The organism is Clostridium sp. E02, assembly GCF_003833015.1.
In the GTDB taxonomy this organism is placed as follows: domain Bacteria; phylum Bacillota; class Clostridia; order Lachnospirales; family Lachnospiraceae; genus Lacrimispora.
The window spans coordinates 80,370-102,939 of the sequence record NZ_RJLQ01000004.1 but is presented as its reverse complement, the minus strand read 5'-3'; the positions used below and the strand labels follow the sequence as shown (position 1 = coordinate 102,939).

Annotated in this window: 19 protein-coding genes, 7 tRNA genes and 1 pseudogene; 12 read left to right on the top strand and 15 right to left on the bottom strand. The window is 39.8% G+C overall.

Annotation, left to right across the window (positions count from 1 at the left end; genetic code table 11):
- Position 1 precedes the first annotated feature (1 nt).
- Positions 2 to 241 carry an NAD(P)H-dependent oxidoreductase subunit E gene (locus EFT72_RS03940; protein WP_124065606.1) on the bottom strand — a complete coding sequence of 80 codons (240 nt, stop codon included), beginning with the start codon at positions 239 to 241 and terminating at the stop codon, positions 2 to 4.
- Positions 242 to 379: 138 nt separating this feature from the next.
- Positions 380 to 1,213: a purine-nucleoside phosphorylase gene (locus tag EFT72_RS03935; RefSeq protein ID WP_124065605.1), complete on the bottom strand. Its 834-nt coding sequence runs from the start codon at positions 1,211 to 1,213 to the stop codon at positions 380 to 382.
- A 190-nt stretch (positions 1,214 to 1,403) separates the two neighbouring features.
- Between EFT72_RS03935 and EFT72_RS03930 the strand changes: the two genes are divergently transcribed.
- Genes EFT72_RS03930 through EFT72_RS03920 form a run of 3 tightly spaced genes read left to right on the top strand, consistent with a single transcriptional unit; the run spans position 1,404 to position 3,811 of the window.
- Positions 1,404 to 2,468, top strand: coding sequence for an MqnA/MqnD/SBP family protein (locus EFT72_RS03930; protein WP_124065604.1), 1,065 nt, complete (start codon positions 1,404 to 1,406; stop codon positions 2,466 to 2,468).
- Entirely contained in the window at positions 2,443 to 3,231 is a 789-nt protein-coding gene (locus tag EFT72_RS03925) for an ABC transporter permease subunit (protein ID WP_124065603.1), read from the top strand. Before EFT72_RS03930 ends, EFT72_RS03925 begins: the two co-directional genes overlap by 26 nt.
- Position 3,232: 1 nt before the next feature.
- Complete coding sequence (locus EFT72_RS03920) at positions 3,233 to 3,811, top strand: ABC transporter ATP-binding protein (protein WP_124065602.1); 579 nt, start codon at positions 3,233 to 3,235, stop codon at positions 3,809 to 3,811.
- A 65-nt stretch (positions 3,812 to 3,876) separates the two neighbouring features.
- Here the strand turns inward: EFT72_RS03920 and EFT72_RS03915 are convergent, their stop codons facing one another.
- Together EFT72_RS03915 and EFT72_RS03910 are read right to left on the bottom strand one after the other, a co-directional pair.
- Positions 3,877 to 4,578, bottom strand: coding sequence for a hypothetical protein (locus tag EFT72_RS03915; protein WP_124065601.1), 702 nt, complete (start codon positions 4,576 to 4,578; stop codon positions 3,877 to 3,879).
- 119 nt (positions 4,579 to 4,697) lie between these two features.
- A complete protein-coding gene (locus EFT72_RS03910) occupies positions 4,698 to 5,162 on the bottom strand; it encodes a methylated-DNA--[protein]-cysteine S-methyltransferase (RefSeq protein ID WP_124065600.1) in 465 nt (154 codons plus the stop codon).
- Positions 5,163 to 5,598: 436 nt separating this feature from the next.
- Between EFT72_RS03910 and EFT72_RS03905 the strand changes: the two genes are divergently transcribed.
- From EFT72_RS03905 to EFT72_RS03875, 7 genes are all read left to right on the top strand, one after another.
- A tRNA-Pro gene (locus EFT72_RS03905) sits at positions 5,599 to 5,673 on the top strand.
- Positions 5,674 to 5,714: 41 nt separating this feature from the next.
- A tRNA-Gly gene (locus tag EFT72_RS03900) sits at positions 5,715 to 5,785 on the top strand.
- 3 nt (positions 5,786 to 5,788) lie between these two features.
- Positions 5,789 to 5,862 (top strand) — tRNA-Arg (locus tag EFT72_RS03895).
- Positions 5,863 to 5,898: 36 nt separating this feature from the next.
- A tRNA-His gene (locus EFT72_RS03890) sits at positions 5,899 to 5,974 on the top strand.
- Between the two features lie 38 nt (positions 5,975 to 6,012).
- Positions 6,013 to 6,084: transfer RNA gene (locus EFT72_RS03885), tRNA-Gln, on the top strand.
- Positions 6,085 to 6,087: 3 nt separating this feature from the next.
- Positions 6,088 to 6,160 (top strand) — tRNA-Lys (locus EFT72_RS03880).
- A 99-nt stretch (positions 6,161 to 6,259) separates the two neighbouring features.
- Positions 6,260 to 6,339: transfer RNA gene (locus EFT72_RS03875), tRNA-Leu, on the top strand.
- 132 nt (positions 6,340 to 6,471) lie between these two features.
- Here the strand turns inward: EFT72_RS03875 and EFT72_RS03870 are convergent.
- Positions 6,472 to 7,117 (bottom strand): annotated as a pseudogene (locus EFT72_RS03870) (N-acetyltransferase).
- Between the two features lie 106 nt (positions 7,118 to 7,223).
- Entirely contained in the window at positions 7,224 to 7,724 is a 501-nt protein-coding gene (locus EFT72_RS03865; protein WP_124065599.1) for a GNAT family N-acetyltransferase, read from the bottom strand.
- A 257-nt stretch (positions 7,725 to 7,981) separates the two neighbouring features.
- On the opposite strand from EFT72_RS03865, the gene EFT72_RS03860 reads away from it, so the two are divergent.
- On the top strand, positions 7,982 to 8,164 hold the full coding sequence (locus EFT72_RS03860) for a hypothetical protein (RefSeq protein ID WP_124065598.1): 183 nt from the start codon (positions 7,982 to 7,984) through the stop codon (positions 8,162 to 8,164).
- A 51-nt stretch (positions 8,165 to 8,215) separates the two neighbouring features.
- Here EFT72_RS03860 and EFT72_RS03855 read toward each other — a convergent pair whose 3' ends face one another.
- The 3 genes from EFT72_RS03855 to EFT72_RS03845 form a co-directional block, all read right to left on the bottom strand.
- Positions 8,216 to 8,515: a phage holin family protein gene (locus tag EFT72_RS03855; RefSeq protein ID WP_347561835.1), complete on the bottom strand. Its 300-nt coding sequence runs from the start codon at positions 8,513 to 8,515 to the stop codon at positions 8,216 to 8,218.
- Between the two features lie 453 nt (positions 8,516 to 8,968).
- A complete protein-coding gene (locus EFT72_RS03850) occupies positions 8,969 to 9,652 on the bottom strand; it encodes a hypothetical protein (RefSeq protein ID WP_124065597.1) in 684 nt (227 codons plus the stop codon).
- A gap of 19 nt (positions 9,653 to 9,671) precedes the next feature.
- Positions 9,672 to 10,748, bottom strand: coding sequence for a glycoside hydrolase family 88 protein (locus EFT72_RS03845; RefSeq protein ID WP_124065596.1), 1,077 nt, complete (start codon positions 10,746 to 10,748; stop codon positions 9,672 to 9,674).
- Between the two features lie 162 nt (positions 10,749 to 10,910).
- Here EFT72_RS03845 and EFT72_RS03840 point away from each other — a divergent pair, with 162 nt between their 5' ends.
- Positions 10,911 to 11,825 carry an AraC family transcriptional regulator gene (locus EFT72_RS03840; RefSeq protein ID WP_124065595.1) on the top strand — a complete coding sequence of 305 codons (915 nt, stop codon included), beginning with the start codon at positions 10,911 to 10,913 and terminating at the stop codon, positions 11,823 to 11,825.
- Between the two features lie 101 nt (positions 11,826 to 11,926).
- Here the strand turns inward: EFT72_RS03840 and EFT72_RS03835 are convergent, their stop codons facing one another.
- The 6 genes from EFT72_RS03835 to EFT72_RS03810 form a co-directional block, all read right to left on the bottom strand.
- On the bottom strand, positions 11,927 to 13,546 hold the full coding sequence (locus EFT72_RS03835) for an extracellular solute-binding protein (protein WP_124065594.1): 1,620 nt from the start codon (positions 13,544 to 13,546) through the stop codon (positions 11,927 to 11,929).
- Positions 13,547 to 13,591: 45 nt separating this feature from the next.
- A complete protein-coding gene (locus EFT72_RS03830; RefSeq protein ID WP_124065593.1) occupies positions 13,592 to 14,458 on the bottom strand; it encodes a carbohydrate ABC transporter permease in 867 nt (288 codons plus the stop codon).
- Positions 14,458 to 15,393: an ABC transporter permease subunit gene (locus tag EFT72_RS03825; RefSeq protein ID WP_243109939.1), complete on the bottom strand. Its 936-nt coding sequence runs from the start codon at positions 15,391 to 15,393 to the stop codon at positions 14,458 to 14,460. Before EFT72_RS03825 ends, EFT72_RS03830 begins: the two co-directional genes overlap by 1 nt.
- A 21-nt stretch (positions 15,394 to 15,414) precedes the next feature.
- Positions 15,415 to 15,954, bottom strand: coding sequence for an HAD family hydrolase (locus tag EFT72_RS03820; protein ID WP_124065592.1), 540 nt, complete (start codon positions 15,952 to 15,954; stop codon positions 15,415 to 15,417).
- Positions 15,955 to 16,084: 130 nt separating this feature from the next.
- On the bottom strand, positions 16,085 to 19,213 hold the full coding sequence (locus EFT72_RS03815; protein WP_124065591.1) for a glycoside hydrolase family 38 C-terminal domain-containing protein: 3,129 nt from the start codon (positions 19,211 to 19,213) through the stop codon (positions 16,085 to 16,087).
- 124 nt (positions 19,214 to 19,337) lie between these two features.
- The gene (locus EFT72_RS03810; RefSeq protein ID WP_124065590.1) at positions 19,338 to 22,475 is read right to left on the bottom strand and encodes an alpha-mannosidase; all 3,138 of its coding nucleotides are present in this window, start codon (positions 22,473 to 22,475) and stop codon (positions 19,338 to 19,340) included.
- Positions 22,476 to 22,570: the final 95 nt, after the last annotated feature.

Sequence of the window (22,570 nt, the reverse complement as noted above, 5' to 3'; positions counted from 1 at the left end):
ATTACAGCCTCCCCATAATCTCTTTCTCAAAAAACTCCTTTGTATCCTCTGGTTTTAAGGAATAGATCTGGTCATCTAAGGTAACACATACCCCATTTACGCAGTTCCCGCTGCAAAAAGAGCCGTTTAAATCAATCTGCTCTTCCAGATGTTTTTCTTTTACATAATTTTGCAACTTGGCTATAATTTCTCTCGAACCTTTTAAATGACATGCGCTTCCAATGCATATAGTTATTCTCATGAATATTCTCCCTCCAAATGAACTCCCTTATAAAACCTTCTCTTTTCGACATTATCGCACATTGTTATATCCTTATCAATACAATTTTATCGATTGGATGTATTTTTTTAAGTACTGGAAGCCATGGCAATCCAAATCTTAACTTTTTTTCGCAATCCTGGTAATGGAAGCGGTCACCAGTTTCTGAAACAGAGGTGCAACCCGGTCTGCCGTTTGCTGGACCTCCTTATGACTTAATGGTTCCTTTGAAATCCCACATGCCATGTTGGTAATACAGGAAATCCCGCACACCTTCAATCCCATATGATTGGCAGCCAGAGCTTCACAGGCAGTGCTCATTCCCACAGCATCTGCACCTAGAATCCGACACATCCGTACTTCAGCCGGAGACTCATAGGCTGGACCAGAAAGCTGCAGATAGACACCTTCTTTTAATTCAATCTTCTCTTCCTTTGCAATCTCTTTAATGATTGCTCTTAATTCCTTCCGGTAAATATCACTCATATCCGGAAATCTGGTTCCAAGTTCATCTATATTTTCACCCATTAAAGGCGAAGGCACAAAGCTTGCAATATGATCCGTTAAAAGCATAAAGTCTCCGGCTTTAAACCCTTCATTTATCCCACCGCATGCATTGGTTAAAAATAGAGTTTTTGCTCCCAAAAGCCCCATCAGCCGAGTCGGAAGAACTACGTCTGAAATGGGATACCCCTCATAATAATGAACTCGTCCCTGCATAATCACCACTGGCACCTCATTGACATAACCGAATATAAACCTTCCCTTGTGCCCCACAACTGTTGAGATTGGAAATCCTTCTATCTCTTTATAGTCAATCGTAGCGGACACAGAAACCTCTTTTACATAGTCTCCCAGACCAGAGCCAAGAATCAGCGCTACTTCTGGAACAAAATCTGTTTTCTCCCTCACACTTTTTAAACAGTTCTGTAATTTATCATATACTTCATTCATCTTATTTTTCTCCTTTTTTATTGATAATAATAGTATATCACATATGCCCCTTTGGCTGCATAATATTTTGACAAACAAGAACGGAAAATGGTATACTTTACCTGTTCGTACAAACCCCAAAAGAACACCTGCGGGAGAAGACGGGAAGAAGAATAAGTCAATGAAGTACGGACAGAAAGTGAGGGATTTTATGAAAAAAGTTCTATCGATATTTGCAGTTCTTGTTATGACTGCTGCTGTCTTAACCGGATGTGGAAAAGATAGCACCCAGACAACAGCAGAAAGCCAGGTGGAGACTCCTACAGAGCCTGCTGCAGAAACTCAAGCTGCCTCCACAGAAGAATCAAAGGCAAAACCAGCTAATGACAGCGACGCATTAAAAGTCGGATCTTTAAAAGGACCTACATCCATGGGACTTGTACGATTAATGGAGCAAGCAGAAAATGGACAATCCCAAGGATCTTATGAATTTACTATGGTAACAGCACCGGATGAGCTGCTTGGTAAAATTGTAAATGGGGATTTAGATGTGGCACTTGTTCCTGCCAATATGGCATCTATTCTTTCTAATCACGGTGTTACGGTAATCAACATCAATACGCTTGGTGTCCTCTATGGAATTTCTTCCGATGATTCCATAAAATCCATGGCAGATTTAAAGGGAAAAACCATCTACCTGCCTGGTAAGGGAACCACACCAGATTATGCACTAAAACATGTGTTAGCTGCCAATGGTCTATCCGAAGACGACGTGACGCTAGAGTATAAATCAGAACCAGCCGAGGTTGCTGCTATCTTAAAAGAAAAACCCGATGGAATTGGACTTCTTCCTCAACCTTTTGTAACGGCTGCTATGGCTCAGAATGACAGCCTTCATATGGTTCTTGATTTAACCAAAGAATGGAATGCTGTATCGAAAGAGGATGGAAGCACCCTGGTAACTGGTGTTACAATCTGTCGCAATGAAGTTTTAAAAGATCATAAAGATTCCATTGATACCTTTCTTTCCGAACAGAAGGAATCTGCCGCTTATGCCAATGAAAACGGAAAAGAAACCGCTATACTGATTGCAAAAGCAGGCATCATTGCAAAGGCACCAATCGCAGAGAAAGCGCTTCCTTATTGTAGTATCACATATCTTGATGGAAACGATATGAAATCGCTTCTGAGTGGATATTTAAAGGTTCTCTACGATATGGACCCCCAGACCATTGGAGGGACGCTGCCTGATGAGCAGTTCTATTATATCCCATAGAACCCTTCTCCCGCTCAAGAAAACTGGGATCGTAATCTTCTGGTTGATGATCTGGCAGGCAGGTAGTAAATTGGTGGACAATCCTATCATTCTGGTGGGACCCATTCAGGTGATAAAGGCTCTGATCCACCAGTCTGCCCTTCCGGGATTTTGGCAGTCCATTGGATTTTCCTTTGGAAAAATCAGCCTTGGATTCCTGATTGCTTTTATACTTGGAATCCTTTTGGGAAGCACTGCCAGCCGATTTACTTTTGTACTGGAACTGCTTTCCCCGATAATGGCTCTTATGAAATCGATCCCTGTTGCATCGTTTGTCGTGTTGGCGCTTATCTGGTTCGGCTCTGAAAACCTTTCGATATTTATTTCGTTTCTAGTGGTATTTCCTATGATATATATGAGCACCATAGCCGGCATAAATAGCACCGACCCAAGTCTTTTGGAGATGGCAAACGTATTTCACATGTCAGGGATCAAGAAAGGTTATTATCTATATCGTCCAGCTTTGATCCCTTATCTAAAAAGCAGTTTAAACACTGCACTTGGAATGAGTTTTAAATCGGGAATCGCAGCAGAAGTGATCGGGGTCCCTAACCATTCCATAGGGGAAAAGCTATATATGGCAAAAATTTATTTAAGTACCGCCGATTTGTTCGCCTGGACTCTGGTCATTATAGGGATTAGCTTCTTATTTGAGATCTTCTTTTTATGGCTTATCGATCGAACGGTTCCCAATCACAAGAAAAGTAAAGGGCGGGGGATTTGAGATGAAACTGGAAATCAAAGAACTTTCAAAATCCTTTGGCGGTACAAAGGTACTAGATGGGATCAATATAAGCCTGGAATCTGGTCGGATCTATTGCTTCATGGAACCATCGGGTTCTGGTAAAACGACCTTTTTTAAGATCCTTCTGGGGATTATAACTAAAGATTCCGGAACCATAACTGGACTGGATGGATGTAACATTACCGCTGTATTTCAAGAAGATCGTTTATGCAATGACTTTACCCCCATTGAGAATGTGAGCATGGTAATGAACGGTCCCTCCCGCAATCATAAAAAAGCGGCAAAAGAAGAACTTTTAAACCTGTTGCCAAAAGAATCCCTTACTCGCCCAGTTTCTACTCTAAGCGGTGGTATGAAACGGAGAGTTGCAATTGTTAGGGCTTTATCTGTACCATTTGACATGGTCATTTTAGATGAACCATTCTCTGGTCTTGATGAAGGGAACAAAAACAAAGTAATTTCATATATGAAGGTTAAATGCCAGGGAAAACTGGTTCTAGTAAGTACTCACCAGCAAGAAGACATAGATCGATTAAATGGAATTCTTATAAAACTATAATAGCCAGAGGCGATTGCAATCATTCTACAATCGCCTCTGGCTATTTTCTAAATTGTTTTTCTAAATTATTTAAGCTTTAAAGTATCCAATGCTGCCTCAATCTGGTCTTCCACACCAGTATCGGAAGATTCAATGGTTCCTGTTGCGCTAAGATACGTCTTCGCTGTTGCATCATAGGATCCTGAAATAGCAAAATAGCGAACACCGTCATCGGGTGTTTTATAACGGATGGCATAACGGAACGTCTGACTTCCATCTGCTCCATTCTTTACATTATAGCGAACAAATTCCATATCTTCTCCGCGGTTAATCAGTTTCTTATATTCTTCCTTGGTATCCGGATACTCTTCTCTAGCTCCATCTGCTTCTTCCCCTGCTGCGTAGGTCACTTCTAAAACGTCATTCCCATCTGGAGAAGTAAATGCTACTACACTTTCATCTCCGTCGTTGTCCAATGTCCAACCTGCTGGAGGCGTGATCTCATACTTTCCCGAAACCGATGTAAATACACCTGATGCGATTTTCCCTGCATCGGAAGATGTCTTTTGTTCACTCTGTGAGCTCTCATTGGCTTCATCGCTCTCGTTATCAGCCTCGTCGGACTCTGAAGTTTCTGTATCCGCAACGGTAGTTTCCGCCATACTCACCTTTGTATCTGTGTCTTTCGTTGTATCTGTTTTCTTATTATCTTTTGATCCACAGGCAGTTGTTGCTGCCATAACAGCCATAGCAATTACAATTCCTGTCAACAATTTGTTTTTTCTCATATGATTCACTCCTTATTATAATTTCAATGGGTGTCGTTGAGGATTATACCATTAACCAGATCAATTGTATAGAGGATTAAAGGAACTGAAAGAATCACCAATAATTCTTAATAATTCTACTATTTTCCCCCTTGTTCTAAATGAAGTAATTTAGTCTTCTTATCCAAACCGCCCCCATAGCCAACCAAACTACCATTTGTACCAATTACTCTATGACAGGGGATTATAATTGATATAGGGTTTTTGTTGTTTGCCCCTCCCACGGCACGAGATGCCTTGGGATTCCCAATCATAGTTGCAATCTCCCCATAACTTTTCGTCGTTCCGTAAGGGATTGTCAAAAGTGCCTCCCATACTTTTTTTTGAAATAAGGTTCCTTGTGGGGCAAGAGGCAAATCAAACTGCTTTCGCTCTCCAACTAAATATTCCTCCATCTGACAAACTGCACGGTCAATGAGCTCTGTTTTTTCTCTAATAGCGTCCTCCGGTATTTGATCAATAAAATCAACTCTTAAAATCACACTGTCCTCACATAAAATCCGTATCGGCCCCATATCTGTCTTCATACAATACCAGTATTTCATATTATCACCTCGTCTTTTTGACAACATTAATCCGTATGGAATTATTATATCATAAGAAGATTTGCCGTAAATAAACTTTTTTGTAAGTTTTCTCTTTCATTTTGTTTAAACTTTGCTTATAACTCCTTAAGGTTTTTCATAAAATATTTATTGATTGGACAAACTTCTGTCATAATCATTCTATATAATTAGAAATGTAAAGGAACCCCACCCTTTCAACATAGACTTTTTATTTTTCATACTCAACCGGCAGGAGCATTTTTAAATGTGACTGCCGGTTCCTCCAATTATAGGTTCTTTTTTTCTACAAAATCCCCATAAATACGAGACTTTTCATGATTTTAATTTTTTTTGAAAAATATTGTTGACAAAACTATATCCATCAGATATAATTACTCTTGCGTTGCGAAAGACACATCAAAACGTAAGACACCTTCGGGGTGTGGCTCAGCTTGGCTAGAGCGCCTGGTTTGGGACCAGGAAGTCGCAGGTTCGAATCCTGTCACCCCGATTTAAGATAATAAAGTTATCTTAAGTATTACCCAATCTTTTGCGGGTGTGGTTCAATGGTAGAACATCAGCCTTCCAAGCTGAAAACGTGGGTTCGATTCCCATCACCCGCTTATGAGTCTGTAGCTCAGTTGGATAGAGCAACGGCCTTCTAAGCCGTGGGTCGGGGGTTCAAATCCCTTCAGGCTCATTTCACATTCTAGCTAAAATGTGAAGTGTTATATATGGTGGGTATGGCGAAGGTGGTTATCGCGCCAGATTGTGGCTCTGGAGGCCCAGGGTTCGAATCCCTGTACTCACCTTTCCCTTTTCAGGGATTTTTTTTTATCAATCGTTTTAATGGGCTATCGCCAAGCGGTAAGGCACAGGACTTTGACTCCTGCATTCGTTGGTTCAAATCCAACTAGCCCAGTATGGGATACTAGCTCAGGTGGTAGAGCACTTGACTTTTAATCAAGTTGTCCGGGGTTCGAATCCCCGGTGTCTCATGAGAAAGAAAAGCAGGTTTCATCAAAAGAGATCTGCTCTCCTCTCGCTTTTTAAGCAATTGATAATAACAGGTTTAAAGGTAACATCTTTTATTGTCTGCGGGTATGGCGGAATTGGCAGACGCGCCAGATTTAGGTTCTGGTGGGAGACCGTGCAGGTTCAAGTCCTGTTACCCGCATCATTGCAAAAACCCTAGTAAATATAAGAATTTCTTATATTTACTAGGGTTTTTGCGTGTATTAACTCACCAATCTCTTATAAACCAGCAACACTCTCTTTTGTAGTTTATCCTTATAACACGAAAGATAACTCACTGTATAAAAGAATGGCTGTGAATATAAAATTCTTCCTGACTTGGCTTGTATTTTTTCTCCTGACTTTCCAAAGCCTCGTCAAAACGCTCAGCTTCTTGTTTATCTATCTCAAATACAGGACTTTGATAGTAAACCCATTTTCTTCCGTCCAAAGCATCTGGTTTGAGTTCTTTTACCATCATCGCCGCTGGATATGTCCCATTTTCAAGACAGACATTGTACTTTTTGCAACTTTTAAAACCACGGCTTACATAATTATTGGGATTTCCAAATATTACAATCACATCATAACCAAGTGCGGCCGCCTGTTTCATGGAATACTCCATTAGTTTTTTTCCATACCCCTTTCTCTGATATTCTGGCAAAAATGCAAACTGGCCCAAAAGTAAGGATGCCTTTTTCTTCTCCGAACTCATCAATTAGTTTTGTTTTCGTATACATGATATTTCCGATGATCTGATTATCAACTTCAATCACCAGATCCAACTCCGTCAGAAAGTCTTTGTGAGATCGCATAACATGAACCAAATAGTGTTCTATACACCCCGGTATAGATAAATTCCAAAAAGATTTCCTTGTTATTTCTTCTACTCTTTCATAATCTGTTTCTTCTTCATTCCTAATCTTAATCATTTTGTCCATTTATAAACCTCCAATAATTATTTTTAATTATGACTTTCTGCTAAGTTTAGTACAAAAAAACACCAGATCAGTACTGATAGTTAGAGGATTTTATTAAGTATTCGTTTTACAACGTTCTTTGCATTACAACAATAACATAGTCTTCTGTCTGCACTTCATCACCAGTTTTAATAAAATGATTCTTAATCCAAAATGCTTCACTTTGTGGATTTCCCATTATATACCCTAGCCTCACATAAGTGAACCCTAATTTTTTTAAATATTGGCATACTTCAGAAATAATGGATGTCCCAATGCCTTTCCATTGTATATGCTGATCAATCATAAAGAAACCGATAAATGTGGTTTCTTCATTGGGATAACCAGATATTAAATCCATTACTGCAATAAGCAGTTCACCATCATAAAAACCAACATAATATTTATCATCCAATTTCTTTCCCTTTGGCAATGCTATCAGCTCTTCTTTCAAACTACTTATTGATACATTTGAGGGACAATACTGATAATATAATAGATTGCTTTTACAGAGTATATATACTTCTGGTAAATCTGCTTCCTCAATTCGTTTCACTCTATATTTTTCAGATAAATATTCAATTTTCATACCCGTACCTCCTGTAGACTAAAAAACTACTCGTTATTTAAATTCAGCTACAGATCTATTTTATCTTATCGACTACGAAACATCAATCTTAACGTTTCGCCATAAAAAATTTCTTTCACAAACAATTCACAATTCCATCATACTCCTACCACAAGCCCCAATGAGATACGATTCCGTGTCTTTTCCATCTACTTTCACTTTCCTTCGTTAATGCAGAATGTTCCTCATCGTTATATAATTTTCTGGGAGGTGATATTTTGAAACGAAAGAAGAAAGATTACGACAAAGAATTGGCGGAGGAATTTAATCATTTGGAGGCTGTCAGCAGAAATCTACATGCGCCCACTGCGCCCACTGGAGAATTCGAGAACATAATGGCCGAAATGGAACGCAGAGGAATTGTACCCCAGATTAGAAAAGAGTTAAAAGACGGGAAGTAGGCGGGTTGGGTTTTACCAAAACCCGCCAATTATCCCCTGATGTGTGAATGATTACTCTGACTTACTCCATTGCTTAATTAGTTGATGAATATAAGTACTAAGACCAGCTACTAGTATTCCTTGTGTCGAAGCGCTGAAGGCGGCCATTGCTATCTGTTGCAGTGTATCTAATGCACTTACCGAGATGATATAGAAGCTGCAAAGCAAGATGCCTGCTGCTCCATTAATCAGTAAGATATATTTATCTTGGATCATATGACTTTGTTTGATTCCCTGCCCCAGCAGGTATAACACCAATGCCACCACAATCAGTTCGGGTTTCACATAATGGAGAATCCCTTCCATCATCATGCTATCCCCCCTTTCCTGTCTGTAACCTTATGAGGCTATAGACTATGACTGTTCCAGATATTGGAATAGAAAAGAAGACAAACTCTTCTTTCTTTATTGGATGCTTTGTTTCTTAAAATTGTTCCTAATCGCATATTTTACGAATATGAACTAAAATAACCATTATTTTTTTAAATTTTACTTTATTTTAGCAAAAAACATATATTTAACTTTACTTAAACGTTTTTTTGAGTTATAATCTATATAACTCTTCTTAGGAGTACCGTATTTCCCCAATTCTACGGTGCTCCTTTTTATTATTTTATAAATCCTAGCCCCGGCTAATTTTTTTTTTTATTATTTATGATAAAATAAGCTTACGTCGCAAAAAGAGCCCAGGGTATCCTCTTCCCCACCTGGGCTCTTTATTTGCATTAATTTTTTCTGCACAATTTTTATTTTCATTTCCAAAGGCTATCCAAATACGTGATTTCTGATTGTTTCTATCTGCTTGTTTACACGGTCCGGAATGATTCCTTTTAGTTCCTCCCAAGATAACAGCTTATCGTCCCCCAGAAGGAAGGGTTCAAATTCCATCGATGGACAAAATGCAAATTTTTCTTTTATATAGCTTTGTATCATCTCATTTAACGTTTCATTGGTGTGTATCTTATCCTCAAACAGCTCTGGAATCAATACTCCGTCCAGTCCTGCCTGTTTAAGACAGCTCTCCTTCCAGCCCGGAATTACATACACGAGCCGGGGATCAGGAAGCATGGCATGCTTCCCGGGCTGTGCATAAACCAGTGGATGCGTCTGTTCTGTCAAGACAGGTTCTCCGTCTGTAAGACTTGCCATGGTTAAATATTTTCCATGAAAACTGCCCTCTATCTTTCTTACTTGTTTATCGTGAGCGACAAACACCCATATGTGCTCCAATTCGTACAAATGTTGAATATCATAATCATACCAAATTGCATATTCAATTACAAAATCAGTCGTATCCTTTTGAATTTCAATGACGCGTTTGGGAAAAGAACTACTTCTTTTGGTTTCACGAAATACACTGCACCCCATTGCTTGAATCGGAAATGGCTCATTTTTATCCATCATAACGACGGGTTTATAGGTTTTAAAAATTTCAAGTTCCCGGTTCAACTTCCCACTTCCTTTCCTATTATTTCGATGCTTCCTGCAGAAATAACATTGCCATTGCCTGTCCATAAGGCATTGGACGCAGTTCAATGTCTTTATAAAACTGTACCGTCTCTCTCCCCATTGGTGTTCCGTAGGATACCTGATGTACTACCCCCTCTTCGTCAATGCAGGACAGAATGGGCTCTAGTGCCTTTCTTGCACACATTTCATAAGAGGGGTCAATCAGTCCCAAATGAACTGCCTTTAAGATCCCATATCCAAATCCACAAGTTGCACTGGCTTCCAAATAGGATGATTTATCATTGATTACTGTATGCCACATCCCACCTTCATTTTGATATTCTAGTAACGCATTTATCTGATTCTCCAGTGCCTGTTTTAGAAAACGTTTCACGGACTGGCTGCATTCAATCATACCGAACAATTCCGGAATTGCCATGGTAATCCAACTGTTCCCTCTCCCCCAGAATGCTTCTGCAAAATTATGATTTCCCTGAAATGTCCATCCATGGTACCACAGACCAGTCTTTCTATCTGCCAGATACTTCACATGAAGAAGGAACTGGTACTCTGCTTCCTCAATCCATTCTTGCTTCTTTTCCAATGTCCCCATTCGGGCCAAAAATAAAACTGCCATAAATAAAGTATCATCCCAAAGTTCTTGCTCATTTAAAGTATCGGAGGTCAGATGCTGAAATCCGCCTTCTTTTGTTCTTGGTAGTTCATTTACTAACCAAGTTGCCCAATCGTTGCAGATCGTTCGATAGGTTTCATTTCCCTTTTTTTCCACCAGATAAGATAACGCAAGAAGTGGGGCTGTTGTATTTATATTTCGAGCAGGCAGACCAATTTTCATCTGTCGTTCATAATACCGTTCCAGTTTGTTTATGAATTCTTCATCCCCTGTTTCTTCATATATCTTCCATAGACCATACAGACCCACGCCCTGTGTCCATTCCCAATAACGATATCGCTCCGCATTGTCTCCAGCTAGATTATTGGATTTCATATTTTCCAAAAAAATATCATCCTCATCGTAGAGTATATTCTCAAAACTTGATACCAATAAATTTATGGTTTGCTTTAATTGTTTCATGACAAACTTCCTTTCTATTCCCCAGTCTTTTGACTGTTGTTTTCCTACAATCTATACAAACATTCTTTCATATTCCTACATAATGTTGCATATGTTGTGCATTCTCTGCTATAATAAGACTTCAAAGCACAAATAATTCATAACGAATCAAAGGCGGTTTTTATGACGAATACGAATGATACTCTCCTATATAAGAAAAAGCACAATATTACCATAAATGATATTCAACATTCCCTCTATTACTATTTTGATTACGACGAACGTTCCTTCGATATCAACATGCCATTCCAACACTTTCATTCCTTCTATGAAATTATGATATTAATAAGTCCACAAGCTTACCATCTCATCGAGGGAATTCCTTATTCCATACGCTCCGGTGATCTGGTTTTATTACGTCCCTCTATTCTTCACCGTTCAGAATATCCAAAGGGTCCTCCAGGTAAACGACTTGTAATCAGTTTCTTATATCCGCCCTCCTTTTGGGATATGCCAGAAACCTACCACAAGCTTTTTGAGCCCTTTTACGATTCCCTTCCTATCTATCGTTTTCCCTCCAAGCAGCAACAGCTGATTAACGAAAAACTAAATCGGATCTATCGTTTCTCATTAAAGGATAAGGATTCAGACTTAAAGACATTGATCATTCACGGGATGTTTGTGGAATTTTTGTATACATTACGACACTTATCTCCTTATAATACCTACACCAACGAACCTTTAAAAGATGAACCTTCCAAAAAGATATATACCATAGCAAATTACATACATAATCATTACTCAGAAATGCTATCACTAGATTCACTTTCCAAAGAATTTTATATCAGCCCCTATTATTTGTCCCATCAGTTTAAGGATGTGACTGGCTATACACTGACCCAATACATTCAAATGACTCGAATTCGAAATGTACAATATCTACTATTAAATACAAAAAAGAAAATTTCAGAACTCGCTCAGGAATGTGGATTTACAAGTTTCTCCCAGTTTAACCGCATCTTTCAGAAATATTGCAGTCAGTCTCCATCCCAATTTCGCAAAGGAGGCGAAAATACCAGTCTGCAAACCGTTCCATAAAGGAAATGGGCAAAAAAATCCCGTTACAGCTTCCAAACATCTACGATATACCGATGAGAAAGAACTGTAACGGGCTTTTAGTCTATTTCCCTGTATAAAGCTTAATTCATCGAGTCATAAAACTCTGCTCTTGCATCAAGGATTTTCTGAATTCCAGCATTTACAAGATTATCATATTCTGCCTTCTGTAAGCTGTCAAACTGATCTGGAGAGCAGCTGATCAGTTTATACACGTATCCAACCATCATATTTTGTGCATTCTGTCCATAATCTGACTCAGCCTGTGAAATATTGGAATAGGTTGGGAAACGGAATTTTCCTTCGGAACGAATATCATAAAAATCAGAGAACCATTCTGGAGTTTCCCAATCAACAGACTGATCACTTACCCATTTAGAAACAATAGAATCTTTTTCTTTGGTCCAGTCCATTGCAAGATTTACAATATTCAAATCATCACAAGTTCCTGGATATCCCATTTCAAATAATTTTTCACTTGACAGTTTAATCGGTACTCCATTTTCATCTCTCTTATGGTCGACGGTAAATACGATATCCTCTGCCACTTTGGGATCTGCCATCCAGTTTAAATATTTCATACAAGCATCCACTTTTTTCTCACTTGTTTTTGGTACCATAACAAACATACCATATCGAGGTTCAAACGGAGTCCGGTATGATGATCCATCAGACAGTTCAAAACACTGCACCGGAACAAATGTTCTTCCACCAATCTCCTGGTTTAATAATGTAATATAATTCCATGGACTTTCCGTATCATCTAAGAAAAACCCAACATTTCCTGCAGTTACCTGAGCCTTATAAATATCTCCATTGGTATCCGTAGCAAAGTCTTTGGAGATCAGACCTTTGTTGTAAAGTTCATTTAATTTTTTAATCCCCTCCAATGCTCCTGGAGCAACTGCAAGATAGCCCTCGCTGTACATGTAAGCATCTTTGTCTGTTGGAAGGTCAACGTAAGAGCCCAGGAAGTTTAAATATCCCTTCTCTGTATCGTTTCTACCACTCATGCCCCATGGGATCACATTGTCCACCCCTCCTGGGTTTTTGTCTTTCACTGCCTGTAAATAAGCAAACAATTCATCTTTCGTCTTTGGCATTTCCATTCCAAGCTTATCCAGCCAATCCTGACGGATATACGCAGTATGTCGTGGAGATTCTACCCCTCTTTGCTTCATGATTGCAAACTGTTTTCCCTCAAGCTGCCCCATACCCTGTGCGTCAGCTACAAACTTTTTAATATCACTTCCATATGTATCATATGATTGTGTCAAATCAGCCAATCCACCATTTTGTGCGAAATTATTAAAGATACCCTGATTGTAAGAGAATACAATATCGGGAGCACTTCCTCCTGACATCATAATATTTAACTTATCATCAGAAGAGGAACGGGGTACCGATACGTACTCCACATTAATGTTGTATTTTTCCTTAATCTGGTCTTTGATCCATTCTGTCTGGGAATTATTCTCCACCGTTGTTCCTGGTGCAGCATCTCCTCTTTCCCAAACCATTACTTTAATGGTAACTTCATCCCCTTTTTCTGCCGCTGTCGTGCCATCGCTTTTTGCTTCTTGTGTCCCCTCTGCCTTGGCTGTTGTGGAATCTGTTGTTCCTTTATTGGAACCACAGCCAGTTACCAGTGCTGCAGCTGTAAGAACTACCATACAGCTTTTAAATAATGATTTCTTTCTCATTGTAAAACCTCCCTTTCTACTATCTAATTTATTCTAATTAAATAATTAGCCTTTTACTGCACCTAACATAATCCCTTTCGTAAAATATTTCTGTATAAACGGGTAAGCAATAATCATAGGTGACATGGAAATAACAATACTTGCTGCTTTGATATTATCAGCGACCAACTGAGTCTGAAGTCCTTCTTCCTGAGAGATTTTTACCGATTCAATTAACTGCTTTAAAACCATCTGCACGGTATATAGTTTGGAAGAGTTCACATAATAGAGTACATCACTGAGCCGGTTCCATCTTCCCACTGCATAGAAAAGAGCAAGGGTTGCCAAGGTAGGATATACCAGAGGCAATGCTACTTTAAACAAGGTCTGAATCTCATTGCAGCCGTCAATCTTAGCGGCTTCATATAAGGATGCGTCAATTCCCTTAAATGCGGTACACATAATAATCATATTATAAGCACTTAACGCTTCTGGTATTATGAGCGCCCATACGGTATCAATCATCTTAAAATCTTTTACGTTCAAATATTTGGGAATGATTCCAGGATCCAGATACATCGTCAAGACAAATAACGTCATAATCACGGCTCCGCCTTTTAGATTTCTCTTTGAAAGGGGATACGCAGCCAGTACTGTCATTACCAAGCAAACAAAGGTTGCCCCTGCCATTAAAAGAACAGAGAAGAAAAAAGAGGAGAGAAAACTTCCACTTAAAAATGCACGGAAATATGCTTCTATGGTAAACCCTACTGGATAGAAAAACACCTTTCCAGATAGAATTGCATCCTTGGAACTAAAGGACATGGAAACCACACGGACAATCGGTATAATTGAAAGAATGCTGATCAAAATAAAAAATGTATTCCAGAAGAGTTGAAATCGTCTATCTCCTTTGCTTTTTAACTCATTCATTACATGATTCCCTCCTCTCCCATTTTTTTCGAGATTTGATTCACTGAAAGAATTAGTATAATACCTACTACCGACTGGAATAGCCCTACGGCGGTTGCGAAATCAAACCTTCCAGACTGTAGACCTACACTATAAACATACGTACTAATAACATCAGACGCACTCTTAACAAGCGTATTTCCCATCATGTAGGGGCGATCGAAATCAATGGATACAATTTTACCAAGCTGCATAATCAACATAATGGAAATCGTTGGCCGAATCTGTGGTATGGTCACATGGGCGATTCTTTGAAGTCTGGTTGCACCATCTATATATGCCGCTTCCCCTAGGGATGGATCGGTTGATGACAAAGCCGCCAGATAAATAATCAGAGAATACCCTGCTGACTGCCAGATTCCAGAGATCCAATAGACAAACCTCCAGATAAATGGATTGCTTAAAAAATTAATTTCTGTTAATCCTGTCTTACTGATGAGAGCATTAACAAGACCGCTGGCAGAAAATAATTGAGTAACAATCCCTGCAATAATAACCCAAGACAAGAAATTTGGCAGGTAAAGAATTGTCTGTGTTATCTTTCTGATTCGATAACTTCGGATCTCAAACAAAAAGACTGCGATCAATATTGGCACAGGAAAACCAAGAATTAAATCACCCGCATTTAATATCAGCGTGTTTTTCAGCGCATTCCAAAAATCCATGGAACCAAACGCTTCTTTAAAATTTGCCAGTCCAACCCATGGACTTTTCCACATTCCTGCAAATACATTAAACTTTTTAAAAGCAATAATCCCTCCAACCATGGGTTTATAACGGAATAAAAGCATATAAACGATTGGTATGAGAAGCATAAGATATAACTGCCATGAATTTCGCAGGTAAGTCTTCCATGTTGTTTTATGAACATTGTCATCTGTTTTATTTTTTTTCACTACAAGCGGCCTCCTCTATTCTCATTCTCTTTCTTCCTCTAATTCCCTCTCCAGTTTTTCAATCAGGGGAAGTAGCTCTTCTGGCTTATGTATTACATAATCCGGGGACTCTAAGTCATTGACCGGGACCATATCATAACGGGGAGACCAGTCAATTAAGATTGAAGTAATCCCAAACTGGTTGGCTCCTGCAATGTCTTTTTTTATGTTGTTGCCAATCATTACAATTCTCTTTTTGTCATCTTCTGTCAAATGATTCTGACTCATGGCATCTTGAAACATCGTTTGAGAAGGTTTCTGCACCCCAACTACCTCCGAAATTGTTCTGGTATGAAAACAGGCCCCCAGTCCATTCTCTTTATATACATTGGCAAAGGACTGTTCTTCTCCATCTGCTACCATAGCAATGGTATAACCAGCTTGGTTCAAAGCTTTTAATGTCTCTCCTGCTCCTTCAATTAGTTTTGCATAAACAACGATCCCATCTTGATTGCGAACTTCTGAACTTTCGTCAATAATTGTGTCCCCACTGTCTGTAAAAATGATTAATTTTTTCTTCATTTTGTTAACTCCATATTATATTTTAGTGTTTTTACTCTAAATGTTGATGAACTCATTATAATATTTTGGTGATATTGTTGCTATGCGTAATTTGTTTTTATTCCGCTTGTCATTCTTGCACATTTTGCTTTTATAAGCCTTTTCCTCGAACTCGAACTGTTTTTATCTCAAATGGGGTCCATTCCGCTCCAATAAAAGACTGACCCTTCTGGTGAGTTACCGGTATGCTTTTCCCCTCCAAAAGAATCTCTTCCATAGAAGTTTCCCATACAAATTCCACCATGAAGTCCATTAAAACCGTGCAACAAGCATGTCTACCTGCCGATTCATACAATCTCATGATCAAATCCCCGCTTCCATCCTCCGCCATTTTTACAGTCTCCAAAAGAACAGAATCAGAATCAATACGGAAGAACTCTCTTCTGCCTTCTCCTTTCTTTAACACACGAAAAGGAACATTTAATTCCATTCCCTCACGAATTACCCCACTATCCGCAAAATCACGGTCTGCACCATAAAAAGAATATGTAAAATCCTGAATCCCTTTGTCTGCATACATATCCGGCCAAACTGGTGATTTTAGAAGCGTTAAATCCATTCGGTTGTTAAGTGTACTAATGCCATACTTACAATCATTTAACAAAGCTGCAGTCCTTCCCGGTTCTGACAATGCCGCGTACCGGTGACAGCTGACTTCAAACCGATCTGCATCCTGTCTTCGGTTTCGGTGTGTGGGACGCTTCACGTAACCAAATTGAATTTCCTCTATGGATTCTTCGGATTGGACGCAGACAGAAAATCCCACTTTTAAGAGTTTATGTGTTTCCCTCCAATCAATCCTTGTTATAAAGTCCACACGTCTGCTGTGATATCTCAACACGATCTCTTGTTCCATAGGAGAATCATGAAGCATACGCGTTACCAAAAGAGACACCAAAACTGGTCCCGACTCCTTAATTATCACCTTTACGGTCCCAGATAAATGGATTGGTAGTTTCTCATAAAATGAATTCATTTCCCACGCATCATAATCCACATTAATATCCTGATAGAGAAGCATCTGGTTGGATGGCTGATCAATGTATTCCGTCCCTGTTTGCCTGTCAATTACATGAAGGATCTGCCCCTTATTGTCCACAACCACATGAATTTCATCATTATCCATGATAAAAGTTCCTGCTTCTTTATAGATCCTGCAGGCTTTTTTGCTATCGTTACGGGATTTTTCTGCATCCAGATCTTTCCCCCCCTTAATTTCTGCGTATCCACAGGAAGGAACCACGACCGGTACCAGCAAAGATTCTCCCTTTCTCTGGGTTTTAAGCTGCTTCCCATTCTGATAAAAGACATCTCCTCGAAAAGATGGGATTTCAATTACTTCCTCCCGTTCCCAAGAAAGAGGATTAAATATCACCAGATGTTCACGATCCCGGTCAAACAAGGATTCCATCGCCTCATTTTGTATCGCTTCGACTTCTTCTTCCATTTTTTTTAGTTCTTTTCTTGCATCTTCATAGACTCTGGTGATGGACGTCCCTGGCAATATGTCATGAAACTGATGAAAAAGCAATGTTTTCCAAAGTACCTCCAGTTTTTCCCTCCAGTTGTAGGTTCCTTTTAAAAACGTGGCAACCGAACTCCAGAGCTCTGCCTCTCTAAGCTTAAGTTCTAACTTTCGATTCTCTTTTTTCAACCATGCCTGAGACGTATAAGTCCCACGATGCCATGGGAGGTACAATTCTCCCTTGTATACCTCTTTGACCCGATTCTCCTGTTCTAAGCGTCGAAAGAATAATACAGGGCTTTCCATCTTAGTCCGGGGAACCCCCTCAAGATCTTTTACCCGCTTTGCCACTTCAAGCATCTCTCTCGTTGCCCCACCCCCACCATCTCCATATCCAAAGGGGAATAAAAAAGTATGTATATTTGTTTGTTGAACCCGGTCCTTCTCCCACCTAGAAATTAAATCATAAGGATCCAGCCTGGCATTGTTCTTTTTATAAAAATGAGTTAAAATACGAGTCCCGTCAATGCCTTCCCACCAAAAATTATGATACGGGAATTCATCGCATCCTTTTAACGCTCTTGCCATCTTCTGGGTGGCAAAGTACTTTAACCCACACCCCTTCATAATCTGAGGTAATTGCCCACTAAATCCAAAACAGTCCGGCAGCCATACCATAACGCTTTCGATTCCCATTTCCTCACGGAACCATTTTCTTCCATAAAGACATTGGCGGATGAGACTTTCCCCGGATACCAAATTGGTATCTGGCTCCACATACATTCCACCCTCTGGAAGAAAAGCCCCCTCTTCCACCTTCTTTTTCAGGCGATCATATAGCTGTGGATAGTACGTTTTCACTGCTTCCATAATCGGAGGTTCGCACAATAAAAACTGGTATTCCTCATATTCATCGGATAAATCCATCTGCGTGGAAAGTGTTCTCGCACACTTTCTTTTGGTTTCCTCCCAGGGCCATAGCCATGCCAGATCCAAATGAGATTGCCCGAATATAGTAAACTCTGGTGCCGTGGATCCATTGACACAGGAAAGCAAAGGAGCCAGTCTCTTTCTTGCCCTTTGTATGGAGGACTTAAATCCATTGGAATCTTGTTCAAAATCAACCAGACAGGTGAATTCAGCCAACCCTTCCCTGATCTTCATGGCGCGCAGTGATTTTTTGTCCAATCCCTCCAACAACCGGGAGAGAGTATACGCATCCATAAAAAGTTGAAACACCTCTTCGTTCCAGATCCCAATGGCAGAAGCTCCTGTCATCACTTGAAAAGTGGGTGGTTCCGGAACCGGGATACGAGAAACAGGGCACGGTCCTCCGTTCTCCAAACGGGGCCCATGCCCTGCATAACTTTCTGCTGCTACAAAGAAACGTTCCCCCGCTTTTGCACATCTTGTCAACGTTATTTGGTTATGTTTTAAATCTCTGGCTCCAGAAACTTTACCATTGACAAAGACAAGCATCTCTCCACCTACTTCTGGTTTCAAACAAATTCTTTTTCCTTCTGCTTTTTGTGGCAGAAGAATTTCTGTTTGAAACCATCCGTATTCCCATTTTCCTCCCCAAGGAGTCCCTTTCGGCATAGGAGTGAACTTCTGTTTCATTGCTTCTTCATAAGAATATTTCTGTTTTGTGATAAATCCGGAAAACTCCACATCGGAAAGTTTTTCAAACATATGATTTTTTAATTCTTCCAACCAGATCCGGATTCTTCCATTCCATTCTGCCTCCAGTTCCATCTTAATTCCTCCCAATCAAAATACTTCGTTACTGATTGGCTACATTATAGGGCATTCTCCTGGAAGTAACTACGCATTGTTTGTTAAATCGTTTTTAAAACCATGCAATTTTTGCAGATGTTTCTTATATACTTATTTTTATAGTTTTTATTTCATAGGGTTGGAATGTAAGCTGCAGCTCACCCTGGCCGCCATCAATAGGATTTGTCTCTTCTTCCATACAGTTGCACTGTGCATAGGTTGCATGAGAATCCACTGCAGCCGCTATATGTGCTTGGGTCCTTTTTCCATACGCTTCATAGAAACGAACTATAATTCCATCCCCGTCTTCTGCTGATTTTATAGTATCCGCCAGTATATTTTCCTCTTTGATGTTGAGGAAGGAATAAGCAGGTACCACCGTGTTTTTCCCAGCCTGAACCGTAAGCGGACAGTTTAAATCGTAGGCTTCTTGTACCACGCCTCCAGTACGGAAATCTCCTGTATGAGGGAATAGGGAATACGTAAATATGTGTTCGCCCTGATCTGCATCTGGATTTGGAAAAATTCCGGATTTTAGCAGCGTCAGTCGTATCACCGAATCATGGATGTCATACCCGTATTTGCAATCATTAAGCAATGCCGCTCCGTAACCTGGTTCGGATACATCTGCCCATTTATGGGCACAAACCTCATACTGTGCCTGATCCCAGGAGGTGTTTTTATGCGTAGGACGATTTACATTCCCAAACTGGATATCAAAGTTTGCCTCCCTGCTTACTATATCAAGAGGAAATGCAGCCTTTAATAACATCTGATGCTGGTTCCAGTCAATCTTTGTTTTGAAATCAATCCGCTGTGTATGGGAATAGAAACAGACCTTTTGCTCGATTTCCGAATCCATAAATTGCCGTTTGATTGAAAACATACCACGAACCGGACCGTTTTCTAAAAGCTTCACCTCTGTTTTCCCATTCACCTGCCATACTTTTTCTTCATACGTAACATCTATATTCCACGCATCGAATTCCAAAGGTCTGTCCTCAAAAACCAGTAATTCATTTCCTACGGTCTGATCTTTTAATATATTTCTCTCTTCTTTTCGATCGTAAAGTCTTTTTATATTCCCATCCTGATTCAGTTCTACTTCATAATAGTCCGTTTGAAAGGAAACCAGCGTTCCAGTTTCATCGTTTTTAAGCTGCTTAAATACAAGACTTCCTTCCTGATTCCCCTTCGCTTCTCCAAACCCTTTCAACCCTTTTGATGGAATTTTTTCTGCCAGGCAGATCATCTTGTCATCCCAGGTCTTTTGAGAAAGAAGGCTAGGACTGTTCCACGGATGATCAAGTTCCACAATTCCAGTTCGTTCAAAACTCAGGGAATTAAAGACCACAATAGACTCTGGTTTTACATCCTCTGGATAAAATCCCAAGGCATCTAAAATACGTGCCTGACTTTTCTTAATTATGTCACGACCAGAATTTAAGATTGCTTCATACTGTACCCAGGAATCTTCATAAACCTCTTTTATGGAAGATCCGGGAAGAATATCATGAAACTGGTTTAACAAAAGCAGCTTCCAGTTCTCTTCCAGGTCTTTTTTCGGATACTCCCCATCGGTTGTAAGAAGCAGATCAAGGACCGCGTAAAATTCTGCATCTCCATTTAAGAATTCACACATCCGATTGTACTTCTTGTTTTTAGCCATCGAAGTATACGTTCCTCGGTGATACTCTAGATACAATTCACCAAACCAGACGGGAAGCTGCTTTTTGTCCATTCGTTCTTCAAGAATATGGAAAAAATCCTTTACAAATGTCTGTTTCGTTTTTGGGCAACGAGCGACGCTTTGTTCCAGCCTTCGGCTCTGCTCTAGCATCTCTTCTGTTGGTCCTCCTCCACCGTCTCCATGGCCATAGCAGGTTAAAACCTCCTTGCTTACATCCTTATCCTGGTATCTTTGCCAGGTTCCCATAATCTGCTTTGCATCCTGTCTTCCGTTGTAGGTCGTGCTGAAATTCTTAACCGCCTCATTGTTCTTATGATAATCTTTGGTACTAATCAGATACGTCAACACCTCACTGCCGTCGATCCCCTTCCATACAAATGTGTCGTGAGGAAACTGGTTGTATTCATTCCACCCAAGTTTGGTTGTCATAAAATAAGAAATTCCTGATTGTTTCATAATCTGAGGAAGTGCCGCACTGTAGCCAAATACATCCGGCAGCCATAAGACTTCATTTACAGGACCAGATAACTCTTTTTCAAAGTATCTTCTCCCGTAGAGTATATGACGAACCAAAGACTCCCCGGAAGCTAAGTTACAGTCTGGTTCTAGCCACATGGCCCCCTCTGTCTCCCATCTTCCTTCTCTGATTCGTTCTTTTATCTCTTCAAATAATTCAGGTGCCTCTTCCCTGACAAACTCATATAGTTGGGGTTGACTGGACATAAATTTATATTCTGGATAACGCTTCATAAGATTTAGAACCGTTCGAAAACTTCTGACGGTTTTCTGCCTTGTCTGCTTTAATGGCCATTTCCACGCAACATCAATATGAGTATGACCAATGCTGTGAACCGTAACCGGATGTTCCCGTCTGTTTTTATAATAATCTTCCTTAAGATACTGACTTGCCGTTTTGATTGAGACAAAAAACTCTTCTGAATAAGGACTGGATAAATCAACCAGATTTATGGCTTTCGTTAGTATTTTAAACGTTTCAATCTGTTCTAAATCATCCGATTCCAATAAATCTGCGGCTTCAAATGGAACCAAAAGATCGTAATATAACGATGCTATCTCTTCTGAATATGCTCCGATCTTTAATTGGAAAAAATTAGTTTTACCAGGACTGTTTGAGTAAGCATAAAATAAAAGATCATGTGACTCTGCCCCTTTTGCATCCATCGTCAATATATAATCCTGATGATTCATATCCATGGTTCCTGACATCTTGCCATCCATATAAACCATGATCTGTGGATTATCCGTATTCCAAATATCCGTAGCACCTGTATTCAGTGTGGCTCTTACCTGACGTCCGACCCAGTCCTCTGGAATCTTTACTTGCGCATAAAACCAGTAATGCTGGTCCGTTCCTCCCCATGTTTCATCCACTTGAAACGGATTCCATTCCATTTCGTTGTAATCAACGGTTTCACGAAATTTATAATCACCTGGGCTTATAAATATGGATTTCACTGATCTTAAGTCGGGATAGCGCAATGTGTCCAGTGAATCAATTGTTGCATTTAATCTGTTTCTAATTGGATTCATACGTATTTCCACCTTTATTATATTTTAAGAAAGAGTCTGACTTGTCAGACTCTAACGCTGACGCACTGTTCCTATGAGATAAAAAAGGCAGGAAA

Bases quoted from the DNA above. Each gene is read 5' to 3' on its own strand.
- EFT72_RS03940 (WP_124065606.1), bottom strand. From the start codon at position 241: ATGAGAATAACTATATGCATTGGAAGCGCATGTCATTTAAAAGGTTCG.
- EFT72_RS03935 (WP_124065605.1), bottom strand. From the start codon at position 1,213: ATGAATGAAGTATATGATAAATTACAGAACTGTTTAAAAAGTGTGAGG.
- EFT72_RS03930 (WP_124065604.1), top strand. From the start codon at position 1,404: ATGAAAAAAGTTCTATCGATATTTGCAGTTCTTGTTATGACTGCTGCT.
- EFT72_RS03925 (WP_124065603.1), top strand. From the start codon at position 2,443: ATGAGCAGTTCTATTATATCCCATAGAACCCTTCTCCCGCTCAAGAAA.
- EFT72_RS03920 (WP_124065602.1), top strand. From the start codon at position 3,233: ATGAAACTGGAAATCAAAGAACTTTCAAAATCCTTTGGCGGTACAAAG.
- EFT72_RS03915 (WP_124065601.1), bottom strand. From the start codon at position 4,578: ATGAGAAAAAACAAATTGTTGACAGGAATTGTAATTGCTATGGCTGTT.
- EFT72_RS03910 (WP_124065600.1), bottom strand. From the start codon at position 5,162: ATGAAATACTGGTATTGTATGAAGACAGATATGGGGCCGATACGGATT.
- EFT72_RS03865 (WP_124065599.1), bottom strand. From the start codon at position 7,724: ATGAAAATTGAATATTTATCTGAAAAATATAGAGTGAAACGAATTGAG.
- EFT72_RS03855 (WP_347561835.1), bottom strand. From the start codon at position 8,515: ATGATGATGGAAGGGATTCTCCATTATGTGAAACCCGAACTGATTGTG.
- EFT72_RS03845 (WP_124065596.1), bottom strand. From the start codon at position 10,748: ATGAAACAATTAAAGCAAACCATAAATTTATTGGTATCAAGTTTTGAG.
- EFT72_RS03840 (WP_124065595.1), top strand. From the start codon at position 10,911: ATGACGAATACGAATGATACTCTCCTATATAAGAAAAAGCACAATATT.
- EFT72_RS03835 (WP_124065594.1), bottom strand. From the start codon at position 13,546: ATGAGAAAGAAATCATTATTTAAAAGCTGTATGGTAGTTCTTACAGCT.
- EFT72_RS03830 (WP_124065593.1), bottom strand. From the start codon at position 14,458: ATGAATGAGTTAAAAAGCAAAGGAGATAGACGATTTCAACTCTTCTGG.
- EFT72_RS03820 (WP_124065592.1), bottom strand. From the start codon at position 15,954: ATGAAGAAAAAATTAATCATTTTTACAGACAGTGGGGACACAATTATT.
- EFT72_RS03815 (WP_124065591.1), bottom strand. From the start codon at position 19,213: ATGGAACTGGAGGCAGAATGGAATGGAAGAATCCGGATCTGGTTGGAA.
- EFT72_RS03810 (WP_124065590.1), bottom strand. From the start codon at position 22,475: ATGAATCCAATTAGAAACAGATTAAATGCAACAATTGATTCACTGGAC.